Source organism: Tessaracoccus flavus, from assembly GCF_001997295.1.
GTDB lineage: Bacteria > Actinomycetota > Actinomycetes > Propionibacteriales > Propionibacteriaceae > Arachnia > Arachnia flava.
The window spans coordinates 2299143-2316232 of record NZ_CP019605.1 but is presented as its reverse complement, the minus strand read 5'-3'; the positions used below and the strand labels follow the sequence as shown (position 1 = coordinate 2316232).

Annotated in this window: 16 protein-coding genes and 2 pseudogenes; 4 read left to right on the top strand and 14 right to left on the bottom strand. The window is 67.7% G+C overall.

Features of this window, described 5'->3' with window-relative positions; translation table 11 throughout:
• Positions 1 to 65: 65 nt before the first annotated feature.
• The 8 genes and pseudogenes from RPIT_RS10760 to RPIT_RS10725 all read right to left on the bottom strand — a co-directional run bounded on the left by RPIT_RS10760 (position 66) and on the right by RPIT_RS10725 (position 8930).
• On the bottom strand, positions 66 to 971 hold the full coding sequence (locus tag RPIT_RS10760) for a restriction endonuclease (RefSeq protein ID WP_218121539.1): 906 nt from the start codon (positions 969 to 971) through the stop codon (positions 66 to 68).
• Positions 972 to 976: 5 nt separating this feature from the next.
• Positions 977 to 2113 (bottom strand): restriction endonuclease subunit S, encoded by a 1137-nt coding sequence (locus RPIT_RS10755; protein ID WP_226996407.1) that lies wholly within the window; start codon positions 2111 to 2113, stop codon positions 977 to 979.
• 2 nt (positions 2114 to 2115) lie between these two features.
• A complete protein-coding gene (locus RPIT_RS10750) occupies positions 2116 to 3582 on the bottom strand; it encodes a type I restriction-modification system subunit M (protein ID WP_077343087.1) in 1467 nt (488 codons plus the stop codon).
• Between the two features lie 132 nt (positions 3583 to 3714).
• The gene (locus RPIT_RS10745) at positions 3715 to 3999 is read right to left on the bottom strand and encodes a DUF6457 domain-containing protein (RefSeq protein WP_218121540.1); all 285 of its coding nucleotides are present in this window, start codon (positions 3997 to 3999) and stop codon (positions 3715 to 3717) included.
• Between the two features lie 13 nt (positions 4000 to 4012).
• Positions 4013 to 4927 (bottom strand): dimethyl sulfoxide reductase anchor subunit family protein, encoded by a 915-nt coding sequence (locus tag RPIT_RS10740; protein WP_077343085.1) that lies wholly within the window; start codon positions 4925 to 4927, stop codon positions 4013 to 4015.
• Position 4928: 1 nt separating this feature from the next.
• Positions 4929 to 5548, bottom strand: a pseudogene (locus tag RPIT_RS16035) (DMSO/selenate family reductase complex B subunit).
• 4 nt (positions 5549 to 5552) lie between these two features.
• Positions 5553 to 8018 (bottom strand): DMSO/selenate family reductase complex A subunit, encoded by a 2466-nt coding sequence (locus tag RPIT_RS10730; RefSeq protein WP_176789292.1) that lies wholly within the window; start codon positions 8016 to 8018, stop codon positions 5553 to 5555.
• Positions 8019 to 8090: 72 nt separating this feature from the next.
• On the bottom strand, positions 8091 to 8930 hold the full coding sequence (locus tag RPIT_RS10725) for a 4Fe-4S binding protein (protein ID WP_077343083.1): 840 nt from the start codon (positions 8928 to 8930) through the stop codon (positions 8091 to 8093).
• 42 nt (positions 8931 to 8972) lie between these two features.
• On the opposite strand from RPIT_RS10725, the gene RPIT_RS10720 reads away from it, so the two are divergent.
• Positions 8973 to 9575, top strand: coding sequence for a TorD/DmsD family molecular chaperone (locus tag RPIT_RS10720; RefSeq protein WP_077343081.1), 603 nt, complete (start codon positions 8973 to 8975; stop codon positions 9573 to 9575).
• A gap of 8 nt (positions 9576 to 9583) precedes the next feature.
• Here the strand turns inward: RPIT_RS10720 and RPIT_RS10715 are convergent, their stop codons facing one another.
• On the bottom strand, positions 9584 to 10138 hold the full coding sequence (locus RPIT_RS10715) for a hypothetical protein (protein ID WP_077343079.1): 555 nt from the start codon (positions 10136 to 10138) through the stop codon (positions 9584 to 9586).
• Between the two features lie 116 nt (positions 10139 to 10254).
• Between RPIT_RS10715 and RPIT_RS16030 the strand changes: the two are divergent.
• Positions 10255 to 10607, top strand: a pseudogene (locus tag RPIT_RS16030) (L-rhamnose mutarotase).
• Between the two features lie 90 nt (positions 10608 to 10697).
• Here the strand turns inward: RPIT_RS16030 and RPIT_RS10705 are convergent.
• Genes RPIT_RS10705 through RPIT_RS10685 form a run of 5 tightly spaced genes read right to left on the bottom strand, consistent with a single transcriptional unit; the run spans position 10698 to position 14100 of the window.
• On the bottom strand, positions 10698 to 11696 hold the full coding sequence (locus RPIT_RS10705; protein ID WP_077343077.1) for a tocopherol cyclase family protein: 999 nt from the start codon (positions 11694 to 11696) through the stop codon (positions 10698 to 10700).
• 31 nt (positions 11697 to 11727) lie between these two features.
• Positions 11728 to 12228 carry a YybH family protein gene (locus RPIT_RS10700; protein ID WP_218121541.1) on the bottom strand — a complete coding sequence of 167 codons (501 nt, stop codon included), beginning with the start codon at positions 12226 to 12228 and terminating at the stop codon, positions 11728 to 11730.
• Positions 12218 to 12934 carry an AMIN-like domain-containing (lipo)protein gene (locus RPIT_RS10695; protein ID WP_077343075.1) on the bottom strand — a complete coding sequence of 239 codons (717 nt, stop codon included), beginning with the start codon at positions 12932 to 12934 and terminating at the stop codon, positions 12218 to 12220. Before RPIT_RS10695 ends, RPIT_RS10700 begins: the two co-directional genes overlap by 11 nt.
• Positions 12935 to 12974: 40 nt before the next feature.
• The gene (locus RPIT_RS10690; RefSeq protein ID WP_077343073.1) at positions 12975 to 13367 is read right to left on the bottom strand and encodes a hypothetical protein; all 393 of its coding nucleotides are present in this window, start codon (positions 13365 to 13367) and stop codon (positions 12975 to 12977) included.
• 37 nt (positions 13368 to 13404) lie between these two features.
• Positions 13405 to 14100 carry a hypothetical protein gene (locus tag RPIT_RS10685; RefSeq protein ID WP_077343071.1) on the bottom strand — a complete coding sequence of 232 codons (696 nt, stop codon included), beginning with the start codon at positions 14098 to 14100 and terminating at the stop codon, positions 13405 to 13407.
• A 432-nt stretch (positions 14101 to 14532) separates the two neighbouring features.
• Here RPIT_RS10685 and RPIT_RS10680 point away from each other — a divergent pair, with 432 nt between their 5' ends.
• Both RPIT_RS10680 and RPIT_RS10675 read left to right on the top strand, forming a co-directional pair.
• Positions 14533 to 15054, top strand: a complete 522-nt coding sequence (locus tag RPIT_RS10680) for a SigE family RNA polymerase sigma factor (RefSeq protein WP_077343069.1) — start codon at positions 14533 to 14535, stop codon at positions 15052 to 15054.
• The gene (locus RPIT_RS10675; protein ID WP_077343067.1) at positions 15051 to 16883 is read left to right on the top strand and encodes a hypothetical protein; all 1833 of its coding nucleotides are present in this window, start codon (positions 15051 to 15053) and stop codon (positions 16881 to 16883) included. Before RPIT_RS10680 ends, RPIT_RS10675 begins: the two co-directional genes overlap by 4 nt.
• Positions 16884 to 17090 lie beyond the last annotated feature (207 nt).

The following is a 17090-nucleotide window of genomic DNA, read 5'->3' as shown; positions in this document are numbered from 1 at the left end:
GCTAGGCGGTTCCCGGTCCACTTGCGGGTGTGACAGGCGGATACGTCCTCGAGGCATAGGGGCAGCTACTCGAAGAAGTCCTCGTCGACCTCGACAATGTGCAGGGTCTGCTTCACCTGCACTCCGACGCCGTAGCGGATCATCAGCGACGCCAGCCGCGCACCGTCGATGAGGATGATCCGCGAGTGAGCGGTGCGGGCGTACTCCTGGGCGCCGGACGAGAAGCGCGCCGTGGTGATGAACACCCCTCCGTCCGCGCGCCCGCTCAACGCTCCGACGAACGCCTGCACCTCGGGCCTCCCGACGGAGCTGTCGAGGGCGTAGCGCTTGGCCTGAACGTAGACGCGGTTGAGGCCGAGCGCGTCCTGGTCGATCACGCCGTCGATGCCGCCGTCGTTCGACGCCTGCGTGACGGTCTCCCGGCCGCCGGCGCCGCCGTACCCCATGGCGACGAGGAGGTCGACGACGACCTTCTCGAAGAACGTGGGAGCCTGAGCGTGCAGACGGGCCAGCAGGTCGGCGGCAACATCGGCCTGAATGCGCGCAATGCCCTCTGACACCTGCTCCACCGGGTCGAGTTCTGTCTCCACGGGCGCGAGGTCGACGTCGACCTCAGGAGTGGCCGCGCGCCTGGGCTGCCGCCACTCCAGAACCCCGCCGGGCGTCAGCTCGCCGAGGTGTCGCTCCTCGATGCCATCCGGGTGACGGGCAAGGAGCCCGCGACCCTGGTCAGTGATCTGGTAGGTGGCGCGCTGAGGTCGGTCCAGCGCCCCCACCCGATTGAGGTACGACGTTGCCCAGCCGATCCGGTTCTCGAACTTGACCTGGCCTGACGACAGCAACTCGGCGCGCTGCTCCTCGGAGATCCTGACTGCGTCCGCCACCAGCTCGTACAACTCGCGCCGCCGGATCGGCCGGCCATCCAGTAACACCCGAAGTACTGGGGCCATGAACTGTTGCCACGTGGGCATGGACATCAGAGTTCCCCCTTGAACGCGCGTGACTGAAGGGAGCGTACAAGCGCCTCTAGGTGCCCCCTTGAGGAAAGGTGGCTCTGCTCCCGAATCTTGTGCACAACCGACGCGTACTCGGCTTGTGCGCTAAGGGGCGGAAGTGGGAGGATGAGAGACTTCACATCGGTCTGGTTTATGCTCGCTTGATTAATGGCCTGCTTCGCCTTCGCCAAGATCTGAGCTTTGGACTCGTGGGTCTGAAGCCAGCCGTGAACGTATTCGGGCAGGACTGATCCGGAGTCAACTCGCAGGCGCATCATATTGGACTCGAAGACCGTCTCCTCATCCAACGAACGAACCAGCGCAGACTTTCCAAGATGTGACATGCTGTTAACCCTGTTGACCACAATATCGCCGGGCCTAAGGCTGTATGTGCCGATCAGATCAGAACTGATCGCAACGCGACGGAGAGGCTTGGCATGAATTTCACCGCCATGGAAGCTGTCGATCCGCAGGATGGGAGTTCCGAATCCGTAGTCCTTCTCTGGACGGTACAGGCCGTTGGTGGGGCCAGAGGAAATCAGGTCACCCAGAGAGGCCGACTGATGCTCACCAGCGAACATATCGTTAAAGATCGACTGGCTGAGCGTGTCGAGGTGGGCGAGGACCTGGCGGCGCTTGGCGCGGACGGCGTCTGCCTTGTCGAGAATCGCCGCGATCCGCCTCTGCTGCATCAGCGGGGCGAGCGGAAACTCCAGGGAACCGACGTCCTGGCGTGTTACGCCTTGGATAGTTGCCCCGCGGAGATTCCGGAGCAGCTGTGGTTTGCTCGCTCTGAGGAAGTGCATTAGGTATCGAGTGTCGACCGCTTGGGATGGTGTGATGCCGGTGATGTCCTGGTTGATCGCCATTGGCCGCGGCAGTATTGCGACTTTGCCCACACTGGTGCGGGTTAGGAGCAAGACGGTACCTTCGGGCAGGACCTGCGTTGAGGAGCGGGCCACCGCGGCCTGAGAGATGAACGAGCGCGCTGAGACTGCCCCTCCGTCCGTTATGTCTGCACCGGTAATCCACGGAATGTCGCCCTCCCAGAACTCCGAATTGGACCGGGCAGGCGTACCACCGTTAGTGAACTGCACGACCTCCCCCAGCGGCACCATCCTCACGACAGCATCGCCTTCAGCTCCGCGATCCCCGCCGAGATCTCGGCCTCCAACGTCTCGATGTCCGCGATGATCTCCAACGGCGGGCGGTGCTCCTCCTCGTCGTGGACGATCTCCTTGTAGCGGTTGATGCTGAGGTCGTAGCCCTGCGCGACAATGTCGGCCTTGGGCACCAGGAATGACTGCTCGGTGCGCGCCCTCCCCCGCTCAGGGCTGTCCGGCTTCGCCAGCGACTGCCAGCGCTCCAGTACATCCGGCAGGTCGTTGGCCTCCACCGGGTTGCGCTTGTCGTCGAGGGAGAATCCGTCGGCCTGGACGTCGTAGAACCACACGTCGTCGGTGCCGCCGCTGTCGGTCTTGGTGAAGAACAGGATCGCCGTCGACACCCCCGCGTAGGGCCGGAACACGCCGGACGGCAGCTTGACCACGGCGTCGAGCTTCTGGTCCTCCACCAGGGCCCGCCGCAGGTCCTTGTGGGCCTTCGAGGAGCCGAAGAGGACGCCGTCGGGCACGATGACTGCTGCCCGGCCGCCGGGCTTGAGTAGCTTGAGGAACAGCGCCATGAACAGCAGCTCAGTCTTCTTCGTCTTGACGATCCGCTGCAGGTCCTTGGCGGTGGACTCGTAGTCCAGCGAGCCGGCGAAGGGAGGGTTGGCGAGAATCAGCGAGTACTTCTCCGCGTCGCCGCTGGCGCCCTCGGAGAGCGAGTCGCGGTAGCGGATGTCCGGAGCCTCGATGCCGTGCAGCAGCATGTTCATGCTGCCGATGCGCAGCATGGTGGCGTCGAAGTCGTAGCCGTGGAACATCGAGTGGTGGAAGTGCCGTCGCTGGGTGGCGTCGAGGAGCGCCTCGGGGTGCTGGTGGCGGATGTATTCGCTCGCGGCGATGAGGAAACCTGCGGTGCCGCAGGCGGGGTCGCAGATCTCGTCGTCGGGGCGGGGCGCGGTCATGTCGACCATGAGCTGGATGATGTGGCGAGGGGTGCGGAACTGGCCGTTGACGCCGGCGCTGGCGATCTTGGACAGCAGGTACTCGTAGAGGTCGCCGTTGGTGTCCCGGTCGTCCATGGCGATGCCGTCGAGCATGTCGACGACGCGGCTGAGGAGCGCGGGGGTGGGGATGGTGAACCTTGCATCACGCATGTGCTCGGAGTACGTGGATCCGTCACCGCCCAGGGTGCGGAGGAAGGGGAAGACCTCGTCCGCGACCGTCGCGTGCATCTGCGCGGGCTCCAGATTCTTCAGGTTCTTCCACCGCAGGTGCTCCTGCGACTCGGTGAACACAGCACCCTCAAGTCCGCCGATGCGGCGGGCGCGCTTCTCGGCGAGCGTGTGGATGTCGTCGAGGCGGCGGACGAACAGTAGATAGGTGATCTGCTCGATGACCTCGAGCGGGTTGCTGATGCCCCCTGACCAGAAGGCGTCCCAGACGCGGTCGATCTTGCTCTTGAGCTCTCCGGTGATCACGTGGAAACCCTAGTCGGTCCCGCGCGCAGGCCGGAGGAGGGTGCCGGTCAGAACGACCTTGATCGCACGCACGGGCATCCCGTGGAGGCCCTCGGGTCTGCCGCGCCGTCATAGGATCTGACTCGGAACACCCTACCTGCTGCTAGGAAGGTTCCTACCCGTCCCTTTCTCCGGCCACGCCTTGGCCAGCCGTGTCAGAGCCGAGGCCACTGCCTCGGCGTCGGCGCCGCGGCCCGCAGCAAGTCCCGCCACGAAGGCGCTGACGGGGGCCATGGGGCGTGCGACGTCGTTGGCAACCGCCGCGGCCAGGTCGAGGAGCGCGTCGATCGGGATCTCCGCGACGCTGCCCCCCACCTCGTCGGTGGCGTTGGCCAACCAGGCGTGCCAGAGTTCGATGTCGTCGGTTGGCCGTGCCATCAGGGGTCCTTCGTCAGATGCCGGTACGGACCATGCTGACGTAGAACAGCATCCGTCCGACGAACTCGCCGATGAACACGATGGCGAACGTCACCAGCGCGATGGTGGGCAGCAACCGTCGACCAGCGTGCCCCCCGGAGAGCCGGTAGAGCAGGAAGCCCAGCAGAGCCAGACCCAGCAGCACCGCGGCCGCCTGCACGCCGCTCCAGACGCCGTACTGCTCGTACAGAACGCGCAGCGATTCCTGGGCGGCAGGCTCGGGGTGGTTCGCCAACCAGCTGGTGTAGAAGGGCCAGACGATCGCCTTGACCGCCATCAGTAGAAGTGAGGCGAACGCGATGCCCCTCACGGAGTTGGTCAGGAGGCGCATGGCCGACTCATCCACGTCGCCCTTGCGCACCCGGAAGAAGGCGGTCAATACAAGGGCCGCGGCGACGGCGAGGCCGCCGAGCAGCAACGTGGTGGTGAAGAACCGGATGGCGGTGAACGACGTGGCCCAGGCCGGCACGGTGCGCAGCGAGTACACCTGCGAGATCGCGTAGACCAGCAGCAGACCCACCACCGCCGTGGCAGCGGCGAGTGCCTGCCGGAGCCGGAAGTGAAACAGCTTGAACCACTCCGTGATGGCAAACGCCGCCCCCAGGACGAGGAACGCGATTCCCAGAAGGATCTCGCGGCTCAGCCAGCTCTCCTGCCAGTGGAGGATGGCGTTGGGCGCGCGCAGCGGGGAGCCCAGGTGCATCGTCGACGCCGCGAGGCCGAGGACGAGGAGAGGGCCGATCGCGTAGAGAGCGGGGCGGGTGACCTTCTCCATCGTGCCGGCCGGGACCCTGGCCCCCAGCAGTTGGATGACGCCGAGCGCGACGAAGGAACCGACCGACATCTGTGCGAAGATCGTGAAGATCACCAGAGGAAGCTCGTGCAACATGTCAGTCCACCCTTGTCATTGATTCGATGCGGCCAGTGCCCTGGCCGGAACTCTGCGCCGCAGGATGCGGCTTGATCACCAGGTTGGGCTGGGTGATGCGTGGATCGGGGAGGGGTTCGATCCCGGCCTCGCTGCCGTAGCGCTGGCGCAGGTCTTCGATCTCGCCGAAGTCCAGGGCCCGCGAGGGGCAGGCCGCGACACACGCGGGCTTCTCACCGACGGCCAACCTGTCACGACACAGATCGCACTTGGTCATCACGCCGGACTCCGGGTTGAACTGGGGGCCGAGTACGGGCAGGCCATCTCGCAGTAGCGACAGCCGATGCAGACCTCCGGGTCGACGAACACGATGCCGTCGTCGCCCTTGCGCATCGCCGTCGACGGGCAGACCTCCACGCAGATGGCGTCGTCGCAGTGGTTGCAGGAGATGGACGAGTAGTACGTCGCGACGTCAGGGGAGGCCGTGCCGTCGGCGTTCTCCCGCCAGGTGCCTGTCGTGTACTGGACGATGCGGCGCCAGCTCACCCCCACCGGGAGGTCGTGCTTGTCCTTGCAGGCGATGCTGCAGGCCGCACACCCGGTGCAGCGCGATTGGTCGAAGTAGAAACCCATCTGTGCCATGTCGTCACGCCCTCTCGATGTCGACCAGCGCCGAGTGCTGGCCGTTGCCCTTGGCGTAGGGCGTCGGGTGGAGGCTGGTCAGGATGTTGACCGAGCCGCCCTCGTCCAGTCCACCGACCGACGTCGGCTTGTACCAGGCGCCCTGCGGGATGGACAGCACGCCCGGCATGATGCGCTTCGTGACGAAGGCAGGCAGCCGGGTCTCGCCGCGGTCGTTGAAGACGCGCACCTGATCGCCGTTGCGGATGCCGCGGCGCTTGGCGTCTAGATCGTTGATCCACACGTTCTGGGGGTGGGCTTCCTTGAGCCACGGGCTGTTGCCGTACGACGAGTGCGTGCGGGCCTTGTAGTGGTGGCCGATGCACTGGAACGGGTACTTCTCCTGGAGCGGATCGCCCGGCAGTTCCCGGGCCTGCCAGTACACCGGCAGGGGATCGATGCGGTTGCCCTCCTCCATCTCCCAGTCCAGGCTCATGGCGTACAGGTTCGACGAGAACAGCTCGATCTTGCCCGACGGCGTCGTCAGGGGATTGGCGTCGGGGTCGTCGCGGAACGCCTTCATGCCGATGACGGGCTCGAGCGTCTTGCGGAACATCCCCATCTTCTTGAACTCGTCATTGGGCGGGAGGTCGGGGATGTTTCCAGCCCGCGCCTGGTCGAGGATCCAGTCGAGCCACTCATCCTGGGTGCGGCCCTCGGTGAACTTCTCCTTGACGCCAAGCTTCTCCGCAATTCCGGTGAGCTGGTCGTAGATCGGCATCGAGTCGCCGACCGGCTCGATAGCCCGGCTGGCGAAGATCGAGTAGCCGAGGTTGCCGGCCGAGCCCTGCTGGATGATGTCGCTCTGCTCGGCCGTCGTGACGTCGGGCAACACGATGTCCGCGTAGCGGGCGCTGACCGTCATCTGGTTGTCGATGACGACGATCATCTCGCAGAGGGATTCGTCGGAGAGGATCTCGATGGTGCGGTTGATGTCGCCGTGCTGGTTGACCAGCGAGTTGGAGCCGTAATTCCAGATGAACTTGATGTTCGAGTTCAGCGTGATGTCGTGCTTGACGTTGGCGTTGGAGTTGAGGTTCTGCAGGTCTCTGACGCCCTGTTGGTAGCCCCAGCCCTTGCCGTTGAGGATCGCCTCGGTCCAGCGGTAGAACGAGATGACGGGGCGCACCGGGTTCTCGAGCACCGGCAAGCCGGGCATGCCGATGTTGGCCGACGACTCGCGCTCGCCCGTGCCGCCGCCGGGGATGCCGATCTGGCCGATCAGGGCGGCGAGCATCATCGGCGCGCGGGACTGGTTCTCGCCGTTGGAGTGGCGCTGGATGCCCCAGCCCTGGTTGACGGCGCAGGGCTTCGTGGTGGCGATCTCCCGCGCGAGCGCGCGGATCTTGTCGGCCGGGTAGCCGGTGACCGCGGCCGCCCACTCGGGCGTCTTCTCGATGCCGTCCTCGCTACGGCCCATGATGTAGGACTCGTAGCTCATGTTCGCGGGCACGCCGTCGGGCATGTGGGCCTCGTCGAAGCCGGAGCAATACTTGTCGAGGAACGCCTTGTCGTGGAGGTTCTCGCTGATCATGACGTGTGCCATGCCAGCCACCAGCGCGGCATCGGTGCCGGGACGGACGGGCACCCATTCGTCGGCGAGGTTCATGGCGGTCTCGGACTGGCGCGGATCGATGACGATCACGCGGTGGCCGGAGAGTTCCTTGGCCTTGCGGGTCACGAAGACCTCGCCGCCGCCGGACATGCGCGTCTCGTGCGGGTTGTTGCCGAACATGACGACGAGCTTCGAGTTCACCGTGTCGTCGTTGGAGTTGGAGCCCTGCCAGTAGCCGTAGTGGAAGTCCACGGCGGCCTCGATGTTCCCGGCCGAGTAGTCGTTGTAGTGGTCGAGGTAGCCGCCGACGCAGTTCATGAGACGGGCGATCGCGGTGGCGCGCGGCGGCCAGGAGGTCGCGATCGTCGCGCCGATCACGCCGGTGCCGTAGTTGAGGTAGATCGACTCGTTGCCGTAGTCGGCGATCAGTTGCTGCAACTTGTCGGCGATGAGGGTGAAGGCCTCATCCCAGGAGATCTCCTCCCATTTGTCCTCGCCGCGCTTGCCCGTGCGCCGCAGAGGCTTCGTCAGCCGCTCCGGAGAGTAGATCCGCTGCCGGATCGCGCGGCCGCGCACGCATGCCCGCACCTGTTGGGTGCCCAGCTCGTCGTCGCCCGTGTCGTCCGGATCGATCCGCACGATGGTGCCGTCCTTCACGACCAGCTGCAGCGGACAGCGGCTGCCGCAGTTGACGGTGCAGGCGCTCCACACGCGGGTCTCGGCGTCGTTCTCCCCGGGGGCGGGCTGATTATCGGTGCCCGTTCCGCACGAGGTGAGGGCTGCGGAACCGCCCACCACCGCGCTCCACGCCACGAAACTCCGACGATCCAGGCGGCTCTCGGCCACCTCCCGGACGAGACCACCCAGTTCGGTCATGGGACCCTCCTCAGCTCACTACTACGGATCGTAGTGCAAGCTGGGGGTCGGTGTCGGGCGGGGGCCGAACTGCTACCGCGTGTCTGCGCCGCCCCGGCGTCGACGCTCCAGGAGGGCTCGAGCGGTGGGAGTCAGGTGCACCCCGAAGGGCTCGGCGGCTGTCACCCGGCACACCGGGCACAGGGCGGAGGGCGTGTCGGAGTTGTCAGCGAAGGGTGCGTTGCACTTCCCACAACGGAGCACCGGCAGTGCGGTCACCTCAACCACCGGGTGGTCCCGCACCTCCGCCCACCGGTGGGTGCCGTCCCTGACGATGGCGTCCTCGGGGCACACGGCCACGCACGTGCCATCCCCCTGGCAGGCGTCGAGCTTGTGGTGGATGGCGGCCACGCCCTCGACGACGGCGAAGCCCAGGGCACCGTGGGGGCAGCTGCGTGCGCACAGACCGCACGCGGTGCAGTCGCGGGTGATGCGCAATCTGGCGGCGGGGCTCTCCGCCTCGAGGGTGAGCGGAAGCCTGGACAAGGCGGCCGCCAAGCGCTCTGCCAGCGTGCCGCTCGGGGCGGGGGTCGTCGATCCGAGGCCGAACAGGGCACGTCGGCGGGCGGGGGGATGCGTGTAGCGCACCGGGTGGCCGCTGCTCGGCCCACCGTCGAGGGTGATGGCTGTGGTGACGGAGGCCAACTCCGCGAGCCGGCTACGCGCGACCTCGGGGCGCGCGCAGTGGTCGACGGCGGCGCGGACGGGGCAGTGCGTGGCGAGCTCGGCGACCCAGGCGGCGGGAACCTCGGCCAGGCAACGGTCCAGGATCACGGCTCCCGGCAAGGGGGATTCCGCGCAACTCAGTGTGATCTCGGCGGGTTCGGCGGCGTCTAGCCAGCGGAGGATGGCGGCGTGGCTGGCTTCGGACATCCCCACTCCCTCCTCGGCTTGCCCCAATCATAGGATCGGGCCATGGATGCTGTTGATCTGGACCGCCGTGCGGCGGCGCTGACCGTGTTGTCGCGGTTGCTGCTGACCGCCCCCTCCGCAGACGTGGTGGCGGCGCTGCGCGACCCGGAGCGGTTGGCGGACTGGCCCACCCCGGAAGGGGCGCAGGAGGGGCTCGAGCTGCTGGCGGCGTCCCGGGAGGACGACGAGGCCATCCGGATCGACCATCAGCGGCTTTTCGGCGGTGCCGGGCGCGCCAAGGCGAACCCATTCGAGTCCGTCCACCGCTCCAGGGAAGGCCTGAAGTTCGAGGCGGAGACACTCCAGGTGCGTGCGGCGTACCGGGAGCTCGGGTTGCAGGCCCCGCGGCTGAACAAGGAGCCCGACGACCACATCGGGCTGGAGCTCGAGTTTGTGGCGGCCGCCTACCTCCGTGCCGTCGAGCTGTTGGACGCTGGGGAGAGCGCCCAGGATGTTCTGGCCGTCGCTGACCGCTTCATCCGCGACCACCTAGTGCAGTGGGCACCGAACCTCTTCCGGATGGTCGTCGAAGGTGCCGAGACCGACTTCTACCGCGGCGTCGGGTACCTCGGCGGAGCGCTCATGGAACAGCTGCGAGCCGAGTAGGAGACGAACTACTGCGAGGCCACCTGCTGGCGGTAGGCCTCGGCCTCCCAGGTCTCGATGAACCGGCGCTCGGCGTCGTCCAGGGCCCTGACGCTGCCGAGCGCGCTCGCCGCCTGGCCGACGGTCAACGCGTCCACGTACACCTCAACGGCGGTCCGGGCCTGCTTTGCGCTGGCGCCGACGGCAGCGACCCCCAGCCCCGGCGCGACCATGACGATCGGATCGATGCCGTGGCGCTCCCGGTGGCGCTCCACGACCGCAGCCACGTCGTCGCCCTCGCTGATGACCACGGGGAAGGAGCCTGAGTACACGATCTGATCCGGGATGAGCGGGCCCTCGACGAGGAATCGGGCGCCCGCCTCCGTCATCGGGAAGGCGACGGCCACAACGCTGGCGTCCGTAGCGACGACGTCGCCGCCGACGGCGGAGCGGAACGCTTCGGAGACGTCGGTCAGGTCGGGGCGCGCCTCCGCGACCGCCTGCTTGATGCGCTCCAACACCTCGTGACTCTGGGCGCGAATCTTCTCCGGGTCATCGCCCGCGACGATGAGCCCGTGGTTCATGAGGAACGTGATGGCAGGGGCGCGCCGACCGGTCCGCGCCGTGAACTCGGGTAGCTGTCTGTGAATCGTTTCACTCAGACTCAACGTAGAGCTGTGCCGGACGGGGTATCGAGCCGATGAAGCGTCACTGTTTCCAGCTACAGGTGGATCCGGAGCGACTGGACGAGTACAAGCGGCGGCATGCTGCCGTCTGGCCCGACATGGTGCGCGCGCTCAAGCCTGCAGGCTGGCACAACTACTCCCTGTTCCTTCGCCCCGACGCCTGCTGATCGGCTACGTCGAATCGGAGGATCTGGGTCAGGCCCAGAGGGCTATGGCGGCGACGGAGGTCAATGCCCGGTGGCAGTCGGAGATGCGGGAGTTCTTCCTCGACCTCGACACCGCGCCCGACGAGGGTTTCCTCGAGCTCGAGGAGGTCTTCAACCTGGAGGAGCATCTGGCGCGTTACGACGACGAGCAGCCGGGCTGACTTCTCCGACGGCCGGATGGAACGCCGCCCGAACGTCAGATGTGGTGGCGTAGTCGCCGCCGGATCCGCCTGTCGAGCGGTCGCGACTGGCTACAGGCGGGACTCGGCCAACGCGGCGGCCCGGTCCAGGCCGCCGTGCTCGAGACCGGCCAGCGTCGACTCGTCCGACCAGACCAGACGACCACGACGGGACACCTCGACCCGCAGGCGCCCGGAGAGATGCTCGATGGCGCCGGGGACCGCTCGTCGTTCTCCGACGAGGGGTACGGGGAGCACGTGGGCGTCGGTCAGCGGCGCGTCCGCCTCGATCCTGACCGTCCAGTCGCGCGATCGGCCGGCTAGGTGCCAGTGCTCGTCCCCGACGTCGGCGACGACCGGTGACGTGCCCGGGTTGCCCAGCCGGATGACCCGCCCGTGGGGCAGCCGCACGACGAGCCCGGTGACCTCGGTCCGGAACGGGCCGGCCACGACGTCGCCGCCCGCGAACGCGACACATGCTCCCGGCTCCTCGAACCCCTGGGCCTGGCCCCACCACCAGGACTCGGGGAAGCCGCCCTTGCCCCAGTTCTTCTCACCGTAGATGTGAGCATCGTCGAAGCTCCAGTGCTGGTCGCCGACGGTGACGCTGCCGCTCGCCCGCCCCCCGAGCAGCCACGGGTGCCAGTACTGGTTGAGCCCCGGGATGGTCTGGAAGACGCTGGACCCACCGAACGCGCGCCTGGCCGGCCATCGGTTGAGGCCGTCGAGCTGGATGTCCAGCGTGGCGTCGGGGCCGAGATCGACCGTCACCCGCTCGTCGGTCCCGACGAAGGAGCGCCCGGGTCCTGAGGCGCGGGCACCGAGCCCGGCCGGCCGGGCCTCGGCTATGGGGAGGACGTCGTGGCGCCAGAATCCGTCCGAGGCGCCGAGACCCGTCAGCGCCCAGCGACCGCTGCGGTCGGTCTGGACGCCGATGAGCGCGATGACCGTCCGCTGCGCTGAAGGGTCGGTGATGCGCCAGAAGTATCCCTCCATCGCAACGCCGTGGGCCCATTCCGGGTGTCCGTAGGGGAGGTCCGCGCCGGAGGATCGGTATCCCAGAAGTGCCATGACGTCACCCTAACCCCGCGGGGCAGAGCGTTCAGGCGTCGTTGCGTTCTGCTCGCGGAACGTAGCTGGTCGGCTCCAGTTGACCGCTGGGTTCGGCGACCAGGGTTTCGGCTGCGGGGAACCGGTCGGTGTTGTGGGCGGCAACGGCCAGCCATCCGCCGTCGGGCTGCCGCTCGACGACGAACGACAGGACCCCCGACCGATCCCCGACGGGCGAACCGGCAGGGTCTACTTGGCCGGTCATGGACCACAGAGCGTGCACGACAGCCGCGTCGGCCCCGAGCCGCCGAACCTTGGTTCGTTCGAGCGTCATCTCAGAGCCTCCGAACATGACCCTGAACCCGCGGGCGTGTGCGCGCCGGATGCTGGGGCGGTCCTCCCACCAGAGCCCCACCACGTTGACGAAGTCGGCGTCGTCGGTGAACAGGGCGGCCAGGGCGTCGGGGTCCTGGTCGTTCCAGGCCTCCAGGAAGCCGCGGGCGATGTCGAGCGGATCGGTCAGCTTCATGCGGTCCGGGTGCTCAGTCGGCATGCTTGATATCGACGACAATGCGGGCGGGATCGGAGAGCGTGAAGACGCGGTAAGCCGTGCGCTCCTCGAGGCCGATCAGTATCTGCTGTTGGGCCTCGAAGAGCCCGCCGAAGGCGACTGCTGTCACGTTGTCGAGCCCGTCGACGTCCACGGGTCCGGAGAAGCGCTCAGGACGATCGGTGGTCCAGTCGATCGCCCAGATCCCCAGCTCCAGGAAGGCGCCGCCGTCGATCTCCAACGGGAATCCGGTTGGGTCTTCGATCGCCTCGTCGGCGAAGCCCGCGAACCAGCCGAGCAGTGGGTCATCACCCGAGAGATCCAGGACAACCCTGTCGTAGCCCTCGTGTGCCCCGGTGCGGACTCCGATGATCTCCTGCCAGTCGCCCGCCGCCTGCCGAGGCTCCTCCTCCGAGCGCGCGGTGACCCAGGGGTGTAGTTGGTCGAGATCTCCGGGCGGCGAGTCCGTGGAAGAGCTCGTTGGGGACGCTGTGGTGGGAGCGGACGGGGGCGTCGCACTGTCGGAGAAGGTCGGGGGAGCCGACGGCTGGGCGGAGGCGGACGTCGACGTCGGCACCGGTTCACTGGAGACGACGTCGGGCGGCGTCGTGCCTGGACTCATGGGTGGGCTCGGCGTGGGTGCCGATCCGCCCGAGCAGCCGACGAGCAGCAGCACTGCCGCGGTCGCTGCGACTCCTGCGCGGTACATGACTCAACGGTACGCCGCGTCGCCCCGTGGCGACAGGTCCTCAGACCTCTCGTTCGGCGGGCAGGTGGTGCCGGTAGGTCCAGGACGTCAGGGCGGTGCCCAGCATGACGATGAGGACGCCGGAGAAGATGTGGAGCGCCGTGGCGCCGGCCTCGCCCATGAAGTACTGCGCGACGACGGCCACGGCCAGCGCGAGAGCCAGGATCACGTTGACCAGCCCAGCGGAGCGTCGCAGGACGAGATAGACCAGAGCGCCGACGATCGCTGCGGCCATCGTGACCCAGGCCCCCACCTCGTGGTGAACGCGGTAGCCGGATCCGCCCCCGATGAAGGCGGCCGCCCAACCTGCCTGGCCGATGAGGCAACTCAGTATCACCGTCGCTGCGGTGCGCAACACGATGAGGTGAGGGTGCGGCAAGGTGATCGACGCCATGGGGCCAGTGTGCTCCACGGCGACGCCTGCCGGGGCGCTATCCGACTGACAACCTCAGGAGACGCCGCCCCGCGAGGAGACACAGCACGCTCCACGGGATGAGGGACGCGAGGGCGAACAGCATTCCGACGGTCCCGAACGTGGACGGCACGAGCATCAGGAGACCCGCCGCCAGAGCCCACCACGCCGTCGAGGGGGCGAACAGCGCAGAGCGGCGCAGGGCCCAGACGAGGATGAGGAGCACGAACGCGCCCATGAAGTAGTAGGTGAGGAAGGCCGTCCCCTTCCAGGCTGCGAGCAGCGCCTCACCCGCCGACTCCAGCACTGCTCGCATGGAGGGGTCGGCGTCGGCATGGGCGCGCGCGACGGCGAGCATCTCGACCGCCGGGTTGGAGGCCAGGTAGGCGGCCATCTGCAGAGTGCCCAACCCGACGGCGACGATCACTGCCGAGCGTGAAACGGGCCATAGAGCGGCGCCGAGCCCGAGGTAGAACAGCCATACCAGCAGGTTGTTGGCGACGTAGAGAAGGTCGAGCGAGACCAGGCCAAGAACGGGGTTGCCCGTCATGAGGGCGAAGACCTCGGCGACCGAGTGCACCGGTGGCCACAGCGCGAACACGACCACCTGGACGACGATGAGGGCGACCGACCCGAACGCGGCCCACGCCCCGACCCTGAGCAGTCCGGACAGGGCGGGATCGGTCAGGGGCGAGGGTGACTCGTTCGTGGACATGACGCTCCGAAGGATCAGAGGACTCTCCGGGCCTAGCGACGCGGAGTCTCCCGCGATCAGACTAGCCCCGCTCGCGCCCGCCGCGGCCTAGGCTCGGGACAAGCTGAGGGACCGTGATCGCTCCCTGAGCAGTGACGAGCGCTTTGCGCGAGGAGCGTCCGTCGAAGGGTGACGACCCTGCTACCTACAGCCGCCCCGACCGCGGGGGCGGCGGCACGATAGGGGCCGTTACCCTTCGACAAGCTCAGGGAGCACGGGAGGTCTGCATCTTCGCCTCGTTCGTCCTGAAGAAATGAGGTGCCGGGACTCACAGGGGCCTCGAGGCACACTTTCTCAGGGCGAATCTTTGGGAGGATGCGCCCAGCACCCAGGACCGAGCAACTTTCTGAGGAATCATGCAGCCAATCGCCCCGCTCAACGCGTCTATAGAGCATGGAGGCAGTGATGGAGCACCCGGTCAGCGTTGAGACCGGCGGGTTCGACGGCTTCGTCGCGGCCCGCGCCGGAGAGCTGTTCGCCGCAGCGTGGCTCCTGACCAACGACGTCCACCACGCCGAGGACCTGGTGCAGACCGCACTGTCCAAGACCTACGGCCGCTACGACTCCTTCGACAACGACCGGCACTTCGAGGCGTACGTGCGCACGACGATGTACCGCACGTTCGTGTCCTGGTGGCGCAGGCTCGCCTGGCGCTCCGAGACGCCGTCTGACAGCCCGCCCGACCTGCCCGCACCGGTCACCGACATCGAGCCCGGCACCGATCTGCGCCGCGCGCTCGCCTCGCTGCCGCGGATGCAGCGCACCGTCCTTGTCCTCCGGTACTTCGAGGACCGCAGCACCCGCGACGTGGCGCAGTTGCTCGGCATCCCGGAGGGCACCGTGACCTCCCACGTCAGTCGCGGGCTCGCCGCGCTGCGCACCTCGCCACAGCTCAACCAGGAGGACCAGCCATGAACGAGCGACCTCTCGCCGACGCGCTCCACGCCTCGGTGCCCACCCGTCCCGACACGACCGGCTGGGCACACTCCGCACGTATGCGCGCCCAGCGCAGACGAGCCGGCGTGGCCGCCGCGGCGGTGTTCGCCGTCGTGGGCATCGCCACTCCCGTGGCGCTTCAACTGAATGAGCCTCCTTCCGTCGTGGTGGCTACCCCGGAGGCCCCCGCCGATGTGTCGACGGTCCTCGTGCCGGACATCTGCACCGATCCTCTTCTGGATGCCGAACCGCTCGTCGACGACGACCTGCCCGACGGTGCCACCCGCGTGTGGCTGTGCGGTCGCTCGGACACAGGATCGGCCCTGGAGCTCGTCGGTGCGCCCGACCCGCTGGTGGCACGCGCCGACGAGGCTGTCGAGGCTTTCAACGCACTGGAGAAATCAGAAGGCGTGTTGGACTGCATGCCGAACCCGCTCGATTACAGGGTGGTCGTCGAATACCCCGACGGCGTGCGCCGGGCAGTCCGGATCGCCGGGTGCGGCGATCTCCGCGACGCCACAGCCATGTTTGACGTCTTCCGTGCCGATGGCGCGGGATACCTCTCGCAGCTGCGTGAACTGTGGGCGGCCGAACGAGCCGAGACGGACTACGCCTTTGAGGGGGCTGACGTCTGTGACGCTTCCTACGCTTCAGTCCTGAGGCCTCTGCCGGTGGACGAGTTGACCCGCGTGGTCGTCTGCCGGGCTGACGGACTCGCCACCGACGGCGCCCTCACTCCCGAAATCCTCGCGGCGTTGGGGAGTTCCGAACCGCTTGGGCAGGAGGCCTTCCTCGAGACGACCCTTCCGGACGCTGTGCTGCTGACCCCATCCGGGGACCCGATCTCGTTGATGCGGATCGAGAGCGGCACCTACTGGTGGGACGAGGGCACCGGCAGGCGGATGGTGCGTCTCGATCCCGAACTGGAGGCGAGGTTCGTCGAGATTCAGGGTGCGCCGCGCCCCGCCCCGGTGACACCCACCCGACCGTCACTTCCGCCAGTCGAACCCGCAGGAGGCCTCATTCCCGGCGTGTGCGAAGACCTCCGCTCGGGCGTGATCGCCCCCGAGGCGCTCCCAGCGTCGGATGTCCTGGCAGGAGGGGTGGGTCGCGTCTGGCTGTGTGGCGACACGCTGCCGAGTTACCCCGACGTCGGCCCGATGGAGCCGCTCACCGTCGACCCGGACCGGGTGGTGGATCTCGTCAACGCCCTGCCAGCCGCTGAGGCGGACGCCTGCACCGAAATCGGCGGTCTGACGTTCCATCTCGTGTTCGAGTACGCGGGCGGCGAGCAGCGGGTGATCTCCGCCGAGACCGTCAACTGCCAGTTCGTCGGAGGCCCCGAGGGACGCACGGGTGGCGCTGAGTTGCTGGACGACATCCTTCCGCTCTGGCAGTCGCAGCGGGACGTTTTGCCGGTGCCGATGACTGATGACGTCAGCGTGTGCAGCGAGGAGGCCGCGACGGTCGGGGTGCGTTCGGTGCTTCCCGTCGACCGGGCGTCGCTGTACCGGGGGTTCGTCTGCGGACTCCCAGCCGACGGTGGTGACGAGTGGATCCACCGCGAGCTGCCCGGCGAGCTCCTCATCGCCCTGACGCAGGCGCAACCGACGCCGGATCCGTCGTGGCCGCGGCCGGGCTACTCACCGCTCGACCACCCCTACGTGGTGGCGTACAACCAGTTCGGCGATCCGGTTTCCTATCCCGTGGACGGCGACGGTGCCCTCCGGCTCGAGGACGGGTCGTGGACACCCGGCGGCGGGCTGAAGGCGGGCTGGACCGACCTGCTCTCCGGTCTTCGCCAGTGAGTCGATCGGGTGCCGCGCGGCACCGCTGACAAGGGGCCTCACCACGACTCCCCGAGCTGGAAGTCGGCCTTCAAATCGGGCGAAGGCCAGGCTCGCATCCGTGTTTCTGGGGCCGGGCACGCCCCACCCCCGACGCCAACGGTCTCACTGGAACGCCAACGGTCACGCCCACTCGCCCCCGGAACCCATCGACGCCCCCGAGATATC